Origin of the sequence: Roseburia sp. AM59-24XD, from assembly GCF_003478445.1 — a bacterium.
In the GTDB taxonomy this organism is placed as follows: Bacteria; Bacillota; Clostridia; order Lachnospirales; family Lachnospiraceae; genus Jutongia.
The window spans coordinates 13,868-30,072 of sequence record NZ_QUET01000013.1 but is presented as its reverse complement, the minus strand read 5'-3'; the positions used below and the strand labels follow the sequence as shown (position 1 = coordinate 30,072).

19 protein-coding genes and 1 pseudogene are annotated in these 16,205 nt (G+C 47.8%); 2 read left to right on the top strand and 18 right to left on the bottom strand.

Annotation, left to right across the window (positions count from 1 at the left end; all coding sequences use genetic code 11):
- Nucleotides 1-9: 9 nt before the first annotated feature.
- The 15 genes from fabF to DXA20_RS07725 form a co-directional block, all read right to left on the bottom strand.
- Nucleotides 10-1,254: a beta-ketoacyl-ACP synthase II gene (gene fabF, locus DXA20_RS07795; RefSeq protein ID WP_118559897.1), complete on the bottom strand. Its 1,245-nt coding sequence runs from the start codon at nt 1,252-1,254 to the stop codon at nt 10-12.
- Between the two features lie 44 nt (nt 1,255-1,298).
- Nucleotides 1,299-2,027, bottom strand: a complete 729-nt coding sequence (gene fabG / locus DXA20_RS07790; RefSeq protein ID WP_022305688.1) for a 3-oxoacyl-[acyl-carrier-protein] reductase — start codon at nt 2,025-2,027, stop codon at nt 1,299-1,301.
- Between the two features lie 29 nt (nt 2,028-2,056).
- The gene (gene fabD / locus DXA20_RS07785; RefSeq protein WP_118559893.1) at nt 2,057-2,998 is read right to left on the bottom strand and encodes an ACP S-malonyltransferase; all 942 of its coding nucleotides are present in this window, start codon (nt 2,996-2,998) and stop codon (nt 2,057-2,059) included.
- 126 nt (nt 2,999-3,124) lie between these two features.
- Complete coding sequence (locus DXA20_RS07780) at nt 3,125-3,346, bottom strand: acyl carrier protein (protein WP_022305690.1); 222 nt, start codon at nt 3,344-3,346, stop codon at nt 3,125-3,127.
- A 76-nt stretch (nt 3,347-3,422) separates the two neighbouring features.
- Complete coding sequence (locus tag DXA20_RS07775; RefSeq protein WP_118559947.1) at nt 3,423-4,400, bottom strand: beta-ketoacyl-ACP synthase III; 978 nt, start codon at nt 4,398-4,400, stop codon at nt 3,423-3,425.
- Between the two features lie 83 nt (nt 4,401-4,483).
- Nucleotides 4,484-4,852, bottom strand: a complete 369-nt coding sequence (locus tag DXA20_RS07770) for a response regulator transcription factor (protein ID WP_118559891.1) — start codon at nt 4,850-4,852, stop codon at nt 4,484-4,486.
- Nucleotides 4,849-5,064 carry a hypothetical protein gene (locus DXA20_RS07765; RefSeq protein WP_118559889.1) on the bottom strand — a complete coding sequence of 72 codons (216 nt, stop codon included), beginning with the start codon at nt 5,062-5,064 and terminating at the stop codon, nt 4,849-4,851. Before DXA20_RS07765 ends, DXA20_RS07770 begins: the two co-directional genes overlap by 4 nt.
- Nucleotides 5,061-5,330 (bottom strand): hypothetical protein, encoded by a 270-nt coding sequence (locus DXA20_RS07760; protein ID WP_147403717.1) that lies wholly within the window; start codon nt 5,328-5,330, stop codon nt 5,061-5,063. Before DXA20_RS07760 ends, DXA20_RS07765 begins: the two co-directional genes overlap by 4 nt.
- A 100-nt stretch (nt 5,331-5,430) precedes the next feature.
- The gene (locus DXA20_RS07755) at nt 5,431-5,832 is read right to left on the bottom strand and encodes a hypothetical protein (protein WP_022305694.1); all 402 of its coding nucleotides are present in this window, start codon (nt 5,830-5,832) and stop codon (nt 5,431-5,433) included.
- A 12-nt stretch (nt 5,833-5,844) separates the two neighbouring features.
- Entirely contained in the window at nt 5,845-6,573 is a 729-nt protein-coding gene (locus DXA20_RS07750; protein ID WP_118559885.1) for a ComF family protein, read from the bottom strand.
- Entirely contained in the window at nt 6,554-8,800 is a 2,247-nt protein-coding gene (gene recD2, locus DXA20_RS07745) for an SF1B family DNA helicase RecD2 (RefSeq protein WP_118559945.1), read from the bottom strand. Before recD2 ends, DXA20_RS07750 begins: the two co-directional genes overlap by 20 nt.
- Nucleotides 8,801-8,900: 100 nt before the next feature.
- On the bottom strand, nt 8,901-9,239 hold the full coding sequence (locus DXA20_RS07740; RefSeq protein ID WP_022305697.1) for a rod-binding protein: 339 nt from the start codon (nt 9,237-9,239) through the stop codon (nt 8,901-8,903).
- Nucleotides 9,240-9,292: 53 nt separating this feature from the next.
- On the bottom strand, nt 9,293-10,111 hold the full coding sequence (locus DXA20_RS07735; protein WP_022305698.1) for a flagellar hook-basal body protein: 819 nt from the start codon (nt 10,109-10,111) through the stop codon (nt 9,293-9,295).
- A gap of 21 nt (nt 10,112-10,132) precedes the next feature.
- Nucleotides 10,133-10,906, bottom strand: a complete 774-nt coding sequence (locus tag DXA20_RS07730; protein ID WP_118559883.1) for a flagellar hook-basal body protein — start codon at nt 10,904-10,906, stop codon at nt 10,133-10,135.
- A 101-nt stretch (nt 10,907-11,007) separates the two neighbouring features.
- Nucleotides 11,008-12,003 (bottom strand): rod shape-determining protein, encoded by a 996-nt coding sequence (locus DXA20_RS07725; RefSeq protein WP_022305700.1) that lies wholly within the window; start codon nt 12,001-12,003, stop codon nt 11,008-11,010.
- A gap of 288 nt (nt 12,004-12,291) precedes the next feature.
- Here DXA20_RS07725 and DXA20_RS07720 point away from each other — a divergent pair, with 288 nt between their 5' ends.
- Entirely contained in the window at nt 12,292-12,756 is a 465-nt protein-coding gene (locus DXA20_RS07720; RefSeq protein ID WP_118559881.1) for a hypothetical protein, read from the top strand.
- A gap of 10 nt (nt 12,757-12,766) precedes the next feature.
- Here the strand turns inward: DXA20_RS07720 and DXA20_RS07715 are convergent, their stop codons facing one another.
- The 3 genes and pseudogenes from DXA20_RS07715 to DXA20_RS18630 form a co-directional block, all read right to left on the bottom strand.
- Nucleotides 12,767-13,225 (bottom strand): hypothetical protein, encoded by a 459-nt coding sequence (locus DXA20_RS07715; RefSeq protein ID WP_118559879.1) that lies wholly within the window; start codon nt 13,223-13,225, stop codon nt 12,767-12,769.
- A 55-nt stretch (nt 13,226-13,280) separates the two neighbouring features.
- The gene (locus tag DXA20_RS07710; RefSeq protein ID WP_442969687.1) at nt 13,281-14,108 is read right to left on the bottom strand and encodes a DHHA1 domain-containing protein; all 828 of its coding nucleotides are present in this window, start codon (nt 14,106-14,108) and stop codon (nt 13,281-13,283) included.
- Nucleotides 14,109-14,384: 276 nt separating this feature from the next.
- Nucleotides 14,385-14,752, bottom strand: a pseudogene (locus tag DXA20_RS18630) (DHH family phosphoesterase); the annotation flags it as partial.
- A 349-nt stretch (nt 14,753-15,101) separates the two neighbouring features.
- Here DXA20_RS18630 and prmA point away from each other — a divergent pair.
- A complete protein-coding gene (gene prmA, locus DXA20_RS07700; RefSeq protein ID WP_118559873.1) occupies nt 15,102-16,136 on the top strand; it encodes a 50S ribosomal protein L11 methyltransferase in 1,035 nt (344 codons plus the stop codon).
- The last annotated feature ends 69 nt before the right edge of the window (nt 16,137-16,205 follow it).

Here is a 16,205-nt window from a genome sequence, read left to right as displayed (position 1 = left end):
AAATAATTCCTACTCAGCCTTCCACTTCTTAAAACACAGCACGGCGTTGTGTCCGCCAAAACCGAGAGAATTTGATAATACATACTCCACGTTATCCACCTGACGACCCTCATTCGGGATGATGTCCAGATCACATTCCGGATCCGGTGTCTTGTAATTGATCGTTGCCGGCAGGAAATTATCCTGTATTGCCTTAACACAGATAATCGACTCGATCGCACCGGCTGCTCCCAACAGATGACCTGTCATAGACTTGGTCGAGCTTACCGGCACCTTATATGCCGCATCTCCCATTGCAAGCTTGATTGCTGCTGTCTCACCTATCTCATTGGCATGTGTACTTGTTCCATGTGCATTGATATAGGATACCTGCTCCGGTGTAATTCCGGCTTCCTCCATAGCAAGCTCCATTGCCCTTGCAGCACCGGAGCCATCCGGCAGTGGTGTTGTGATATGGTATGCATCTGCATTGGAACCATAGCCAACGATCTCGCCATAGATCTTTGCACCACGCGCTTTTGCATGCTCTAACTCCTCCAGGATCAGTACACCTGCCCCCTCAGACATAACGAAACCGTCTCTGTCCTTGTCAAACGGCTTACACGCATCCTTTGGATCCGGATTCTTGGATAATGCTGTCAGATTCGTAAATCCTGCAATACCGATACGGCAGATGGCTGCCTCAGCACCGCCCGCAAACATGACATCCTGACGTCCATCCTTGATCTGACGGAATGCATCACCGATCGCATTTGTTCCGGTCGCACATGCAGTCACCACGTTCTCGCAGATTCCCTTTGCACCATAACGGATCGCAATATTTCCTGCTGCCATATTGCCGATCGTCATCGTGATAAACAACGGAGAAACCCTTGCCGGTCCCCTGTCGTTCATCTTGGTAACCTGCTCCTCCATGGTCATCAGTCCACCGACACCGGAGCCTACAATAACACCGACTCTGTCCGCATCTTCCTTTTCCATATCAAGACCACTGTCCTCAAATGCCTGCACTGCTGCACCAAGCGCATACACTGCAAACAGATCGTTTCTCTTGACATCCTTCTTTGTCATGTAAAGCTCCGGATCAAACCCCTCTACCTCTCCGGCAATCTTTACCTTGAACTCTTCCGTGTCAAACTTTGTGATCATCTTGATTCCGCACTTGCCCTTCCGGATATTATCCCAGAAAGTATCCACTGTGCTTCCGAGAGGTGTCACCGCACCCATTCCTGTTACAACAACTCTTCTAGCCATATTTCTTACCCTCATTTCTCTCAGTCTCTGCAACTGTCTGTTCGCTACATTACCATTCCGCCATCAACATTAAGCACCTGACCGGTAATATAATTATTCTCTGCAAGGAACACTGCTGCTCTGGCAATATCCTCAACCTTTCCGGCTCTCTTAAGCGGAATTGCATTTAAGATTGCCTCCTGCACATCCTCCTTCAACACTGCTGTCATATCTGTTTCAACAAAACCCGGAGCGATCGCATTACAGGTGACTCCTCTTGACGCCAGCTCCTTTGCGGTAGATTTGGTCAGACCAATGATACCCGCCTTGGACGCCGCATAATTTGCCTGTCCGATATTGCCGTTGATGCCGACTACAGATGCCATGTTAATGATTGCTCCGCTTCTCTGTTTGAGCATTACACTGCTCGCATGGCGGATCATATTAAAAGTTCCCTTCAGGTTGGTATTGATCACATCGTCAAACTGCTCCTCAGTCATCCTCATCAAAAGCATATCCTTCGTAATACCTGCATTATTGACAAGCACATCCACACTGCCAAGCTCCTTCTTGACCGTTTTGATCATGTCAGCCGCAAATGCAAAATCACTGACATCACCCTGTACCGGCTTGCAGATCACACCAAACGCCTCGATCTCCTTCACGGTCTCCTCATCCAGATGACTGTGATAATTCAATACGATATTACATCCCTCTTCGGCAAATGCCAGAGCGATCGCCTTGCCGATGCCCTTGGCTGCTCCTGTCACAATGACGTTTTTTTCTTTTAACATAATTCCTCCTAAATCACATCTTCCAGGATCTACACGATCTCATGAAGCTTTTTGATTGTTTTGTCCAGAGAGGATAAATCCTCTACATTCATGATATTCACTCCCTTGAGTGTTCTCTTCACAAAACCGGTCAATGCTTTTCCCGGTCCTAACTCAATAAAAGTATCCGCCCCCTGCTCATTCATGTTGCGGATGATATCTGCCCATCTTACCGGACAGCAGATCTGCTTTGTCAAAATCGGAATGATGTCATCCTTTGATGGCACCACCTGTGCATTCACATTGGTATAAACCGGTATCTTCATATCGCTGATATGCATTTTCTCAAGCTCCGGCTTTAAACGGTCGGAGGCTGGCTGTAACAGGCTTGTATGGAAAGGACCGCTCACCTTCAGCTTAACGGCAAGCTTTGCCCCCTTTTCCTTGGCAAGCCTTGCTGCCTCTGCAACCGCCTCTGTCTTACCGGCGATTACGATCTGACCCGGCGCATTGTAATTGGCAGGGACCGCCAGTCCCTTTCCAAGAGCCGTTGCCTCCTCACATGCCTCCTCGACCAGATCTTGATCCAGTCCGATGATCGCATACATTGCTCCCTCACCGGAAGGCACTGCCTCTGTCATAAATCTCCCTCGCTTCTGCACCAGTGCAACGGCCTCCTCGAAGTCCATCGCTCCGCTGGCAACATAAGCGGAATATTCGCCAAGGCTTAATCCGGCTGTCATATCCGCACGGATGCCCTGCTCCTCAAGCACTTTGAATGCCGCAATACTCATTGTTAAAATTGCAGGCTGTGCATACTCTGTCTCTCCTAATTTCTGTTCATCCTGAAAACAAATATCCTTAATCGAATATCCCAATACGGCATCTGCCCGATCAAATATATCCTTAGCCACACTGTAATTCTGGTACAGTTCCTTTCCCATACCTGCATATTGTGCACCCTGTCCACTAAACATAAATACAGTTTTCATGAAAACTCCTCCACGCTTTAAAAGACAGTGCGATCCGATAACAAAATGATGAGAACCCCGTTGGACGAGGTCCTCAACTTTACGGTCTTCACTGTCCGTTTCATCTGCTTGCTGGCGATAATCGTCTTATTTGTTGTTCTCAACAAAGTCTACGATATCTTTTACGGTAACAATAGATTCCGGATCTTCAATTGATACTTCAAACTCGTCTTCAATATCATTGATGATCTGGAAAACATCCAAAGAATCAGCGTCAAGATCATCCTTTACATTTGTATCCAGTGTGATCTCCTCTTCATCCTTTCCAAGCTGTGAAGCAATGATTTCTCTGATCTTCTCAAATACCATTTTCAGTTCCTCCTAAAGAAATTAGTTAATTTTGTTTTATATTGACTGTGATATCACAGTAATACACATGCTCATCCTACCATTGTATCAGCAGTGTTCCCCATGTCAAGCCTCCTCCGAAGCCGCAGAGGATCAACTTGTCCCCCTCATGAAGAAGTCCCTTTTCATTCATTTCATTGAGCGCGATCGGAATACTTGCTGCGGAAGTATTGCCATAATGCTCAATATTGGTATAAAAGCGATCCATCGGAAGCTTTAACTTCTTTGCTGCCACCTCAACGATCCTTGCATTTGCCTGATGCGTGATAAAATATGTAATCTCATCCTTTGATACACCGGACTTTTCAAGCACATTCTCGATGCTTGACACGATCTTCTTGGTTGCAAACTTAAACACGGCTCTTCCATCCATCGTGACATGACCACATTCTGCCTGCGGCTCTATCTCGTTAAAAGCATTGGCAGGTGCCAGACGCCGTGCTGTAAGAACAGCACAATCCTCACCCTTTGCTCCAAGCTCTTCCATCAGAATACCCTGCTGTGATTCAGAACGCTCCAGCAGCACGCCTGCTGCGCCATCTCCAAATAACACACATGTCGAGCGGTCCTGCCAGTCAACGATCTTGGATAATATCTCTCCTCCGATCACCAGCGCGTTCTTATACACACCACAGCGGATAAACTTATCCGCAACACTCACACCATACAAGAATCCCGAGCAGGCTGCCGTCACATCAAATGCTACTGCATTAACTGCACCGATCTCCTTTTGTACCATACACGCAGCACTCGGTGTGCAATAATCCGCCGTAACGGTCGCAACAACAATAAGATCAATATCCTCCGGTGCGATCCCGGCTCTCTCTATAATCTGTCTGGCGGCTTTCGTCGTGTAATACGATAAATCTTCGCCCCCCGAAATATGTCTTTCTCCAATCCCCGTTCTCTGTCTGATCCACTCATCACTGGTATCCATAATCTGTGCCAGATCATCATTGGTAATCACCTGACTCGGAATACCCGCCCCCGTGGCCACTAATCTTGATGTAACCATTTTCTGCTCCTGTTCCTTTTCATATTCACATATCAAGTATATGACACAATACCTCATTACGTCAACACTTGTTTGCAAACGAATTAGGCAAATTTAGATACCAACTCCAGAGAAGCCAGCAAAACATCTGCCTCCAGAGGCTTCGGAATCAAATGCTTGACACCGATGCTTTTCACTTCCTCCATGGTTCCGGCATCACAAAGAGAGCTTAACATCAATATCTTCACAGCCGGATCCTGCTTTTTGAGTATCTCTGCTGTCTCAAGACCATTGAGCCCCGGCATTATGATGTCCAGTATAACAATATCCGGCTTCAATTCCTTGTAAAGCTCGATTGCCTCTTCTCCATCCTTGGCATAACCGATCACTTCATATCCGTTATCTTCCACGATATCCTTGATCTGCTTAGATGCAAAGGGGGAATCATCAACCACCATAATTGTTGTACTCATACGTCGTCTCCTCCATTCTGTTGAAACTCAAACTGAATAATAAACCGAACAAATCCCTGACCATTCCGATAAACAAGCATAATATGATACGCCTGCTCATCTCTGCCATAATCCGGATCGTTTTCTCCAAAATATTCCGGCACAGACAGCTTGGAAACACTGTCCGTCAGCGTATTGATCTTGGATACGATCCTTCCACAGACAACATTCATATATTCATTGATATATAATGCCCGCTCCTCCTCCGGCGGCATGCCGCTCCATACATTCCCGACAGGATCTGGCGATACATATCATGGTTCATTTCGCAACGGATGTTCGCCAGAAAAAATCCTCTTGTGTGTATCATAACTGTAATGATATCACTGTCTCTGCACTGCTTCGAGTCGATCTTTTCCAGATCAACCCCTGCCAGAATCTTCGTCACTGCCATGACTTCCCGTCCGGGGATGCGAAGTATGTCCCGAATATCTTCCAAAACGCTCCACCTCCTCCGTACTTTACTGGTTGTCTTAATCAGATTATCAGTAAGTATCTTTAAAACAAGTCATTTTCTTCAAGGCCAAAACGCTTATTTCTTATTTGTCGAAAAAACGCATTCTTGCATTCTCCGAGGTCCTCTTTGGTTCATTGCCGCCCTTAGGACTGCTGTATAAATTCTCAAAGGATCTTGTCATCGTCCGCTTACATTCCTTGCAGAATCGTCCGGTCAGGATCGGCGCACCGCACTTCTCACACTGGATCACCACCCCGGATTCTTTTGAAAAGCTCAGACGTTCCTCTCGGATCCAGCGCTTCAGCTGCTGAATCGGTACCTCTGTTTCCTCAGAAATAACAGAGATTGAACTGCTCGGATTCTTTAAAATATATTCCTTGACAACACTGAACTTTTCTTCCATCTTGCGGCGGCACTTCGGACACAGCGGTGATCCGTCAAAATTAAATATTGCCCCACACATTTTGCAATTTCTTACGTCCATATCCTACTCTCCTTAATTGCCTTGTCCAATACATACACACAAAAAATAAATCCTGCGGATCCCTGTCTCTTTCAACACGGCAGAACAAGCCTCCATCGTGCTTCCCGTCGTGTAAATGTCATCCATGATTATAACACACTCCGGTATCTGATTCAACTCCCGCACCTGTCTGCCCACCGAAAATGCCCCTGCCAGATTCCGCTTACGTTCTCCCGCCGAAAGCTCCTTCTGCGGTCTGGTATCCTTAATTCTGGCAATCATTTCTGTTCCTACCGGCAGTCCGCTAAGCTTGCCAAAATGTCTGGCAAGAATCTCTGCCTGATTATATCCCCTTCTGCGGTAACGTGCCGGATGAACCGGCACCGGCACAAGCATTCCGGCACCGGTTTGTTTGACCCAGCTCCCATAATGCCTGTATAATTCTTCCGCATAAACAGCACCATATTCCCTGCGGCTGCTATATTTGAAGCGTGCCATCGATTCCTGCATGATACCGTCATAGACAAACAACGCTCTTCCCGCCTCAAACGAACGACTGTTATCCCTGCAGTCCCCGCAAAATTCCTCATCTTCCTCAAGAGGCTTTCCGCATCGCATGCACCGTGGTTCCCGTATATATTGAATATATGTGTGACAGCCGGCACAAATCCCATGCATTCCTGCCGGAAGCACGTCATCACATACCGGACATCTCGCCGGATAAATAAAATCAAGCACTCTGTCACGAAAGCATCCCTGCATCTGCCACCTCCAGTTCCTGAATCCGCTGGCACAGGCTGGAATATCTCTTCTTCTCGTTGATATTGCAGATCATCTGATCCACCATCCTTCTGCTGCCAACGATCGTCACGCACTTTTTGGCACGCGTCACTGCCGTATATAAAAGATTGCGGTTAAACAACATCTTCGGTCCGCTCAGCAGCGGAATGATCACTGCAGGATACTCACTTCCCTGCGACTTATGTATAGTGATCGCATATGCAAGCTCTAATTCCTCCATCTCACTAAATTCATACTCCGCGATCTTTCCTTCCTCAAATTCCACCGTCACGCTCTCCGTCAAGGCTGAGATCGTCCGGATCACTCCACTGTCTCCGTTGAAAACACCCTCTCCCTCTTCGCAGACATCTCCATAAGGATTATACTTCTTCCATTTGAGCTGATAGTTGTTTTTGATCTGCATCACTTTATCATTCTCGCGGAATAAAACACCGTGAAATTCTCTTTCAACCTTGTCCGGCGATGACGGATTCAGATACTTCTGCAGTACATCATTCAGATTCAGCACACCCAATTCACCTTTACGCATCGGTGCCAGAACCTGAATATCATACGGAGATGCGTTGACATACGGTGGCAGTTTCTGGACGATCAGCTGGATCACCACATTGATGATATCCTGAGGCTGATTCCTCTCGAGACTGAAAAAGTCCCTGCTCTCCTTCCTATATTCCACAGGCTCTCCCCGGTTGATCCGGTGGGCATTTAAAATAATATCGCTCTCTGCCGCCTGACGGAATACCTTTTCCAGACGAACCACATGACAAAACTTTGACCGGATGATATCCTTCAGCACATTGCCCGGTCCCACAGATGGAAGCTGGTTGGCATCTCCCACCATAATCAGGCGCGTTCCCGGCACAAGTGCCTGCAACAACGCATGCATCAGATAAATATCCACCATAGACATCTCATCAATGATCACCACATCTGCCTCCAGCGGCTGCAGCTCGTTTCGTTCAAAATGCATACCGTCGCGGTCATCCCCGTCCACAGCACCATTTAACTCGAGCAGACGGTGGATCGTCTGCGCTTCATAACCGGTCGTCTCGGACATTCTCTTTGCCGCTCTGCCGGTCGGCGCCGCCAGAAGAATATCCATTCCCTCTTCCTCAAAAATACGCACAATGGTATTGATCGTTGTGGTTTTTCCGGTACCGGGTCCACCCATGATCACCATCACACCATTTTGCAGTGCCTGAAAAACAGCCCTACGCTGCATCTCATCCAACTCTATCTTCTCGGAACGCTCCACCTCCCGGACCTTCCTTTCCAGATCAGATTCCTTCACCGGAAAGTCCAGATTCAGATCAAGCAGCATTCTGGCACAATTCATCTCCATATAATATAACCGACCGTAATAAAGACATCGCTCTCCGTCAATCTCCCGGCAAATGATCTGTTTATTCATGCACAGCTCGTCCACATGGCAGTCGATCAGTGCCGGCTCCAGTCCTAGAAGCTGCGCCGTCACATCGACAAGCTCTCTCTGCGGCAGGTAACAATGTCCCTGTACCGTGGACTGCTGCAGACAATAGACGATCCCCGCCTGAATACGGAAATCCGAATCCTCATAAAATCCAGCCTGACGCGCGATCTCATCTGCAATCTTAAAGCCCACGCCGGAAATATCCTCTGCCAACTTATACGGATTGGTTCTTAGAACCTCATACATTTCCTGACCATACTGTCTGTATATCTTGACAGCCAGATTCATACTGATTCCATAATCCTGCAAAAAGAGCATCGCCTGTCTCATCTCTCGCTTCTCGTTAAACTGACCGGCAGCCTGGATCGCAAGCTTCATGCTGATCCCCTTGACCTCTGCAAGCCGCTCCGGTTCCTCCTCAAAGATCCGAAAGGTATCCTCCTTAAACTTCTTGACGATCCTCGCCGCAAGTGCCGGTCCAATCCCCTTGATCGCACCGGAACCTAAGTACTTTTCGATCGCCATGGAATCCTCCGGCTGCTTCTCCTCATAGGAGGTCACCTTCATCTGCTCTCCGTATTCTTTATGAAAGACCATATCTCCCCGGACAACAAGATACTGTCCCTCCGCCACATAAGAAAAACAGCCGACGCAGCAGATGTCATCGTCCCATTCCGGGTGCGACAAATGCAGTACCGTGTATCCGTTCTCTTCATTACGAAAAACGATATTCTCTACATATCCTTCGATCTCTTCCATTTCATCCCCCTTTTCCGCCATCTTCCTTCTGCCAAATCTTCCTTTTACAGAAAAACAGCCACTGCAAATAAACAGCGGCCCGTTTGTATGTATATTGTGATTACAGCTTGTACTGTTGCTTCAGATTATCGTATAACTGCTGCGCAAGACCGATCTGACCACTTTCCGTGACCGTATCTGCAAGCTGCTCATTGCGCATATCAGCAAACATCTTGGTGTATTCGCCTTCTTCGTCTTCATTCTCGACAGTTTTCTTGGCTTCCTCGATCATCTTCTGTACGAAATATGACTCAAAGCTTTTGCAGGCTTCCATCAGTTCTTCGTCGGAAGAATCCTTACCGATCCCACCGATCTTGTCAGAGGTTCCTGCTGCAGATGCACTGCTGATCCGTGATGCATAACTGTCGTATAATGATGATACATCTAAAACTGAACTCATAGGAGCTGCTCCTTCCTAACCGGATAAGCTGCACACAGCCATCCGTTCACTGATTATGACCGCAGGTTGTTCGCCTGCTGCAACATCTCATCGGATGCGGTAATTGCCTTGGAATTCATCTCATAAGCACGCTGTGTAACGATCATGTCAACCATCTCGTCCACTGCCTGCACATTGGATGCCTCAAGATATCCATTCTTAACAATACTGCGCTTTAATGCAGCATCATCCCCCTCAATGCGGGCATCTCCGGAAGCATCTGTCGCCAGATAATAGCTGTCACCCGCCTTCTCCAATCCATTTGGATTATTGAACTGTGCCATACCGATATTGATACCAAGCGGAAGTGCATTGCCATCATCTCCCACATAACCGATACCGCCATAGTTATCAAAGCGAAGCTTCGAGGTATCCACATCCTTATCAAAGCTTATCTCCTTGCCGGTCGAATCCAACACTGCATATCCTTCCTGTGTCGTCAAAGACCATCCGCCGGATGTATTTTTAGAAAGATTAAAATGACCGTTTCTGGTATAGCAGATCGTACCGTCCGGCTTTTGCACCATGAACAGTCCATCTCCCTCAACCGCAAAGTCAAATGCAGCATTGGTCGTTGTAAAGGATCCTTGTGTAAACTGCGTTGCGATCGATCCCACCTTCACACCAAGTCCGACCTGCGCTCCGATCGGCTTCTGATTCCCCTCGGAATCGGTCGTCTTCTTCTGGATATTCTGATATAAAAGTGACTGGAAACGTGTCGTCTCCTTCTTGTAACCTGTTGTATTGATATTGGATAAATTGTTGGACAACGTATCCATACTGGTCTGCTGTGCCTTCATGCCGGAAGCAGCCGTCCAAAGAGCTCTCATCATAATGCTATCTCACACCTTTCATCAAACCTTGCCGACATCATTAACCGAATGATTCAACAGGCTGTCCTGTGTCTGAATCATCTTCTGTCCTGCCTCATATGCCCGGGTGATCGTGATCATGTCCACCATCTGGTCGATCACATTGACATTGGACTGCTCCGTATAGCCCTGTTCCAGAGAATAGGTTCCCTTGATCGCCGTTGCACCGTCCACTGTCTCCCAGAAATTATCTCCGTGCTGTTTAAGATAATTATAATCCTCAAAATCCGTGATCTGAATGGTATCCACATAAACATTATCCGCATATACGGCACCATCTCTGTCGATCACGATCTTAGCAGCATCCGTAGGAACCTGAAGGTCTCCCCCCTCTCCCTGCAGATGATTGCCATCACTGTCAACAATAAATCCATCTCGCGTCGCGGTAAAGCAGCCATTCCGGGTGTAATAGGTCTTATCTTCCCCTTTGGCATTAGTTGCGCGAACCGTAAAAAAGCCACTTCCCTGAATCGCAATATCGTATGTATTCTCCGTCTGTCTCAGAGAACCCTGATCCCAGTTCGTATAAGTCTCACCAATCTTAACCCCAAGGCTCATCTTTCCGATCGGCTCATCCACAAAGCCATTGGAACGGTCACGGATCTTGTAGGTCAGCATCTCCTTGAATGCCTGACTGGTCACCTGCTCCTCTTTGTAACCGATCGTTGCCGAATTGGCAAGATTATTGGATATAATATCCAATCTCTTCTGCTCATTATACATGCCTGTATATGCGGTATATAAACCTCTTGTCATGGGCGGCCTCCTTCTTAGAACATCCCGGAAACTTCAACTGACCGGATGGAAATCCAGTCAGTCTGTCTCATAATATATTATCGGCAATCTGCCAATATTTCTTAATCCTCATCGCGCTTTCCGCTCAAAAATTCCACGAACTGACCGGTACCGATCGCTACTGCGGTCATCGGATCCTCTGCGGTCATTGTTGTGATGCCTGTCTTCTCCTCGATCAGCTCCTCCAGACCATAAAGAAGGCTTCCGCCTCCGGTCAGGACGATTCCACGGTCAGAAACATCTGCTGCAAGCTCTGGCGGTGTCTTCTCCAGTACGCTGTGAACAGCTTCCACGATCTGAGATGTGATCTCCTTTAAGGCATCCATCGTCTCATCGGAGGTAACAGTGATCGTCTTAGGAAGACCTGTTACAAGGTTACGTCCACGTACATCCATGGAAACAACCTCCGGACGCTTATATGCAGATCCAATCTGAATCTTGATATCCTCTGCGGTGCGCTCACCGATCAGCAGATTATGTGTCTTACGCATGTAACGTACGATCGCCTCATCAAAGTCATCGCCGGCAACCTTGATCGAAGTGCTGACAACGGTACCACCAAGGGAAATAACAGCGATATCTGCTGTACCGCCTCCGATATCAACGATCATATTACCACATGGTCTGGAGATATCGATACCGGCACCGATTGCTGCCGCAATAGGCTCCTCAATGATCGCAACCTCACGTGCACCTGCCTCGTAGGTTGCATCCTCAACCGCCTTCTTCTCTACCTCTGTAACACCGCTTGGTACACAGACGCTGATGCGCGGCTTTCTGAAACGTGTCTTACCACATGCCTTCTGAATGAAATAGCGCAGCATCTTCTCTGTCACGGTGTAATCAGAAATCACACCCTGACGCAGCGGTCTTACTGCCACAATATTACCAGGTGTACGTCCAAGCATCAGACGTGCATCCTCTCCGATTGCTTTGATCTTATTCGTATCACGATCAAATGCAACAACTGACGGCTCCCTTAAAACAACACCCTTTCCCTTTATATATACAAGTACATTGGCTGTACCAAGATCAATTCCGATATCACTACCAACCATTTTATTTTCTCCTTTCCATGCATCCTATTTCTCTATTTTTTCCGTTTTGTAACAAAAATAAACGTATTCTATGTTATTATATACCATTTTTCTGAGTTTTCAAAGTGTATTTTAAATTTCTGGCAATATTTCAGAAAAAAGTTATAATTACGCATTGAAACTGTACGATATGTATATTACACTGGATTCATATTGGATGAAAATCGGGATTTGTGCTGGTTTTCCATGCAGAAAATACTATGCCTGCAATCTTAAACATGCAGGCTGAGAAAGGATTATAAAATTTCTATGACAACTACTGCTGTTTTTAAACACCGTGAAATACGCGCCGTCAGCCATTTCTGTGCCTGGCGCATTTCCAGATATATACTGATCATTCTGCTTGTTCCTCTTTCTGCGCTGCATTATCCGTCTGCGTTTTATATTATCGCAGCACTGGCTGCACTTCCTGCCGCCGTCAATCTGGCGCTGGATTCCTCTTACCCGGAGCGAAACAATGAGGCTCTCCGGCAGGCAGCACATCCGGACATCATGAAACAGTATCACTTTTCCCGCACCCGTTATCAGGCAGAGCGCTTCGGCTTTGTACTTGCTCTGATCCTGCTTCTTGTGTGGCAGTGGATCCAGCCCACCGAATACTGGTATGACTTTCCGCTCGGCCGCGTTCCGGTCATGGCGCTTTTCTTCTACTATATCAGCCAGACCGTCTTTTATTTCTGTTATCGTTTTGCGATCCGCAAAGCGTGCCGATGATTCTTATAAATTATAAAGAAGACGGTTTCTTCGTCTGCTCCTGAAAATACTGATAAATATCCTGTACGGTCTGATAGGTCAGGCTGGATGTGTCCTCCGTTTTCGCCGCCTCCTTTAAAACCTCCGACATGGACTGCGCCATCTGAGCTGCCTCTGAGCGCTGTGCATTCAGATATGACTCTAAAATTCCTGCAAAGCCGGAAATGCTCTGCGAAGCCCCCAGAAGACTGTCACTGCTGTCTGATCCTCCAAGAAGCCCGCTTAAGCTCTCAAGTCCCTGCACACCACTCAGTGATGAGGTAAGACCTGAACTGACCGCATTCATAAGTCCCGATGTCCCGGAGCTATCACTGTCATCTCCGGAAAGTGCATGAAACATCGTACTCATGGAGTTGTGGTCGATCATATACTGATAATATAAATCCCTCGAAAGATTCGACAGGGATGAAACAGATGAAATATCTGACATAACAATCCTCCAACGTCCAAAACAATATCTACTGCCCTTAAGAATACCATGTGATCTAGCGGCAGTCAACTATCGTGTACTGCAGTTCCCCGTAACGCTCATTGATCCTCGGAATATAAATAATATCCATCACACAGCCGCTTGCATTCCCCTGCTCCAGAGATTCCCACACCACCTCGGAATATTTGGCGCAGATTTCCTTCTTCATGCACTGATCGATCTGAAAATCCACCAGATTATAACGTCTGCCCTGATCACGCACCATAAAACTCCCTACCTGTCCCTCTTTGCCACGGATCTTCACAGAAAGAATCTCCAGACCACGCTTTGCAAAAAGAGCACCCTTATTCTGCTCGCCTACCGGCTGCAACAGATTCAGTTCACGCACCAGATTGCCGCTCACCTCCGCAAGCGCCACCTCACGGTCGATCGTTATCTTTTCGATCAGATCCTTCGGAGTCAGTCTGCACCGCTCATTTAAGGCATCCCGAAGAGACTCAAGCTTCTCCTCCTTCAGCGAAAATCCCGCAGCCATGGCATGACCGCCATATTCAAGCAGAAGCGATGCACAGGCATTTAATTCCTGCTGCATGTGATAGCCCGGGATTGATCTGCCGGAGCCCTTCAGATGATCTCCGGATCTGGTCAATATCATCGTCGGACGGTAATATTTCTCCTTGATCCTTCCTGCCACAATGCCCGCAACACTCTCCGGACACTCCTCCACAAATACAACAAGCACGTTTTGGTCCAGATATCCTTCCTCTTCAATCTGTTTTACTGCCTGTTCGGTTGCCCGTGCGGTAATATCCTTGCGCTCCTCATTCAGCTCGATCAGATGCGCCGCAATCGCATCCGCTTCCTTTTGATCCTCCGCAAGCATCAATTCTACACCAGTAGAAGCATCCCGCAGACGCCCTGCCGCATTAATGCAGGGACCGATTCGGAAACCAATACAGCCGGAATCAACCTCTCTGTTTAGATCCAGTTGCCGGATCAGCGAAGAAAGCCCCTTGTTAGTGCTGTTTTGTATCAGCTCCAGACCACGGCTTACAATGATTCGGTTCTCGCTCTGCAGCGGTACCACATCACAGACGGTTGCCACCGCCGCCATGGACAAAAGCTCATCCAGAAATGCACTTTCCTCCCGCCCCTCAAACAAAGCCTCAATCAGGCGGTATGCCACCGCCGCACCGCACAGTTCCCGCCATGGATACATATTGTCCTTCCGCTTCAGATCCACCACGGCATCTGCCGGTGGAAGCAGTTCCTGTCCCGTTTCATTGTCAAGCGGCACATCGTGGTGATCCGTCACGATCACCGTCATACCAAGCTCCTTGGCGCAGGCAACGGCATCAACAGCGAGATGCCATTGTCGCAGGTAATGATCGTGTCCACATCCTGTTCAAAAGCCTCCCTCGCCATATAATCCCGCACACCGTATCCGTCTCTCTCCCGGTGCGGCACACGCCAGCTCACCTCAGCTCCCAGCTTTCGAAGCCCCTTCACCAGGATGGACGTAGACATCACACCGTCCACATCATAATCGCCGATCACCTGTATTTTCTGATTGTTCTCGATCTTATTGCGTATGATCGAAACCGCATGATCCAGATCATAGATAGCATGCACATCATGCAGCTTATCCATAGACGGATACAGGTAGGCATCCATCGCCTCCCAGTCGTACAGCCCCCTTTTCACAAGAACCTCCGCCAGAATTTCGGAAATTTTATACCGTGCTGCAATCTTTGACAGATCGGCACGGTTTGATTTTATCATCCACTGTTTCATTGTATAACATCCTTTTTTTTGTTATAATTAAATCACACTCTTAGAAAGTATACCATAATTCAGGAAGAAAGGATAATCATCAATGAAATGGATTCAATATAAAGTTCATACAACGACGGACGCCGCAGATATTATTGGGGAGCTGCTCTATGAGCTCGGCATACAGGGCTTTGAGATTTCTGACCATGTTCCTCTGACCCCGGAGGAGGAGAAGCAGATGTATACCGATATCCCGGCGGATCTGGGACCGGATGACGGCAAGGCTGTCCTGACCTTTTATACCGAAGGAGACAATACTCCTGAAGAGAAGGAATTTTACAGCACGGGATCTTCCCTGCGTGATGCTGCAAGTCCTGTCCAGGAGGGGTATCAGGATCCGGAAGAGCTTATTGCCTCTCTGCGCAGCCGCATCGCCGATATGCAGCAGTTCTGTCCGTTCCCGGATCCGGTGATCACCTATTCCGTACAGGACGATGCACAGTGGAAGGATAAATGGAAGGACAGCTTTCACCCATTTCGCGTTACCGATGATCTGATCGTCACTCCTATCTGGGAGCCGGCACCGGAAATTGCAAACGAAAACGATACGATTCTTTTGATCGAGCCGGGTTCTGCTTTCGGTACCGGAACACACGAAACAACACGTCTCTGCATGACTTCCCTGCGAAGCTACATCCACAAAGATACCCGCATCATGGATGCCGGCTGTGGCAGCGGTATTCTTGCGATCGCCGCACTGTTGTACGGTGCGAAAAGTGCATTCTGTCTCGACATTGATCCATCTGCAGTCACCGGAACACAGGAAAATGCCGAGCGAAATCACATTGCCGCAGACAGGATCCGTGCGATCCACGGCAATATCCTTGAGGACAGTGCCGCGATCAAGGCAGAATGTCCGGAACCATTTGACGTAGTCGTTGCCAATATTCTCGCCGATGTGATCATCCCTCTTTCCGGTATGATCCGTCCTTTCCTGAAGCCGGACGGCATCTTCATTTCCTCCGGTATTCTTGCAAGCCGTGGCGATGATGTCCGCAAGGCATTAACCGCCAATCATTTTACGATCATTGAAGAAAACACACTGGGCGAATGGATTTCTTTCGTCGCCAGACCATAGTTTATCCATCCGTTCAAAGAAATAAGCCAAAAGCTGAAGTGACAACATCTTACGCTATTCCTTGCAAAC

Coding starts and splice junctions, on each gene's coding strand:
- fabF (WP_118559897.1), bottom strand. CDS start 1,254: ATGGCTAGAAGAGTTGTTGTAACAGGAATGGGTGCGGTGACACCTCTC.
- fabG (WP_022305688.1), bottom strand. CDS start 2,027: ATGTTAAAAGAAAAAAACGTCATTGTGACAGGAGCAGCCAAGGGCATC.
- fabD (WP_118559893.1), bottom strand. CDS start 2,998: ATGAAAACTGTATTTATGTTTAGTGGACAGGGTGCACAATATGCAGGT.
- DXA20_RS07780 (WP_022305690.1), bottom strand. CDS start 3,346: ATGGTATTTGAGAAGATCAGAGAAATCATTGCTTCACAGCTTGGAAAG.
- DXA20_RS07775 (WP_118559947.1), bottom strand. CDS start 4,400: ATGGTTACATCAAGATTAGTGGCCACGGGGGCGGGTATTCCGAGTCAG.
- DXA20_RS07770 (WP_118559891.1), bottom strand. CDS start 4,852: ATGAGTACAACAATTATGGTGGTTGATGATTCCCCCTTTGCATCTAAG.
- DXA20_RS07765 (WP_118559889.1), bottom strand. CDS start 5,064: ATGAATGTTGTCTGTGGAAGGATCGTATCCAAGATCAATACGCTGACG.
- DXA20_RS07755 (WP_022305694.1), bottom strand. CDS start 5,832: ATGGACGTAAGAAATTGCAAAATGTGTGGGGCAATATTTAATTTTGAC.
- DXA20_RS07750 (WP_118559885.1), bottom strand. CDS start 6,573: ATGCAGGGATGCTTTCGTGACAGAGTGCTTGATTTTATTTATCCGGCG.
- recD2 (WP_118559945.1), bottom strand. CDS start 8,800: ATGGAAGAGATCGAAGGATATGTAGAGAATATCGTTTTTCGTAATGAA.
- DXA20_RS07740 (WP_022305697.1), bottom strand. CDS start 9,239: ATGAGTTCAGTTTTAGATGTATCATCATTATACGACAGTTATGCATCA.
- DXA20_RS07735 (WP_022305698.1), bottom strand. CDS start 10,111: ATGATGAGAGCTCTTTGGACGGCTGCTTCCGGCATGAAGGCACAGCAG.
- DXA20_RS07730 (WP_118559883.1), bottom strand. CDS start 10,906: ATGACAAGAGGTTTATATACCGCATATACAGGCATGTATAATGAGCAG.
- DXA20_RS07725 (WP_022305700.1), bottom strand. CDS start 12,003: ATGGTTGGTAGTGATATCGGAATTGATCTTGGTACAGCCAATGTACTT.
- DXA20_RS07720 (WP_118559881.1), top strand. CDS start 12,292: ATGACAACTACTGCTGTTTTTAAACACCGTGAAATACGCGCCGTCAGC.
- DXA20_RS07715 (WP_118559879.1), bottom strand. CDS start 13,225: ATGTCAGATATTTCATCTGTTTCATCCCTGTCGAATCTTTCGAGGGAT.
- DXA20_RS07710 (WP_442969687.1), bottom strand. CDS start 14,108: ATGCTTGCGGAGGATCAAAAGGAAGCGGATGCGATTGCGGCGCATCTG.
- prmA (WP_118559873.1), top strand. CDS start 15,102: ATGAAATGGATTCAATATAAAGTTCATACAACGACGGACGCCGCAGAT.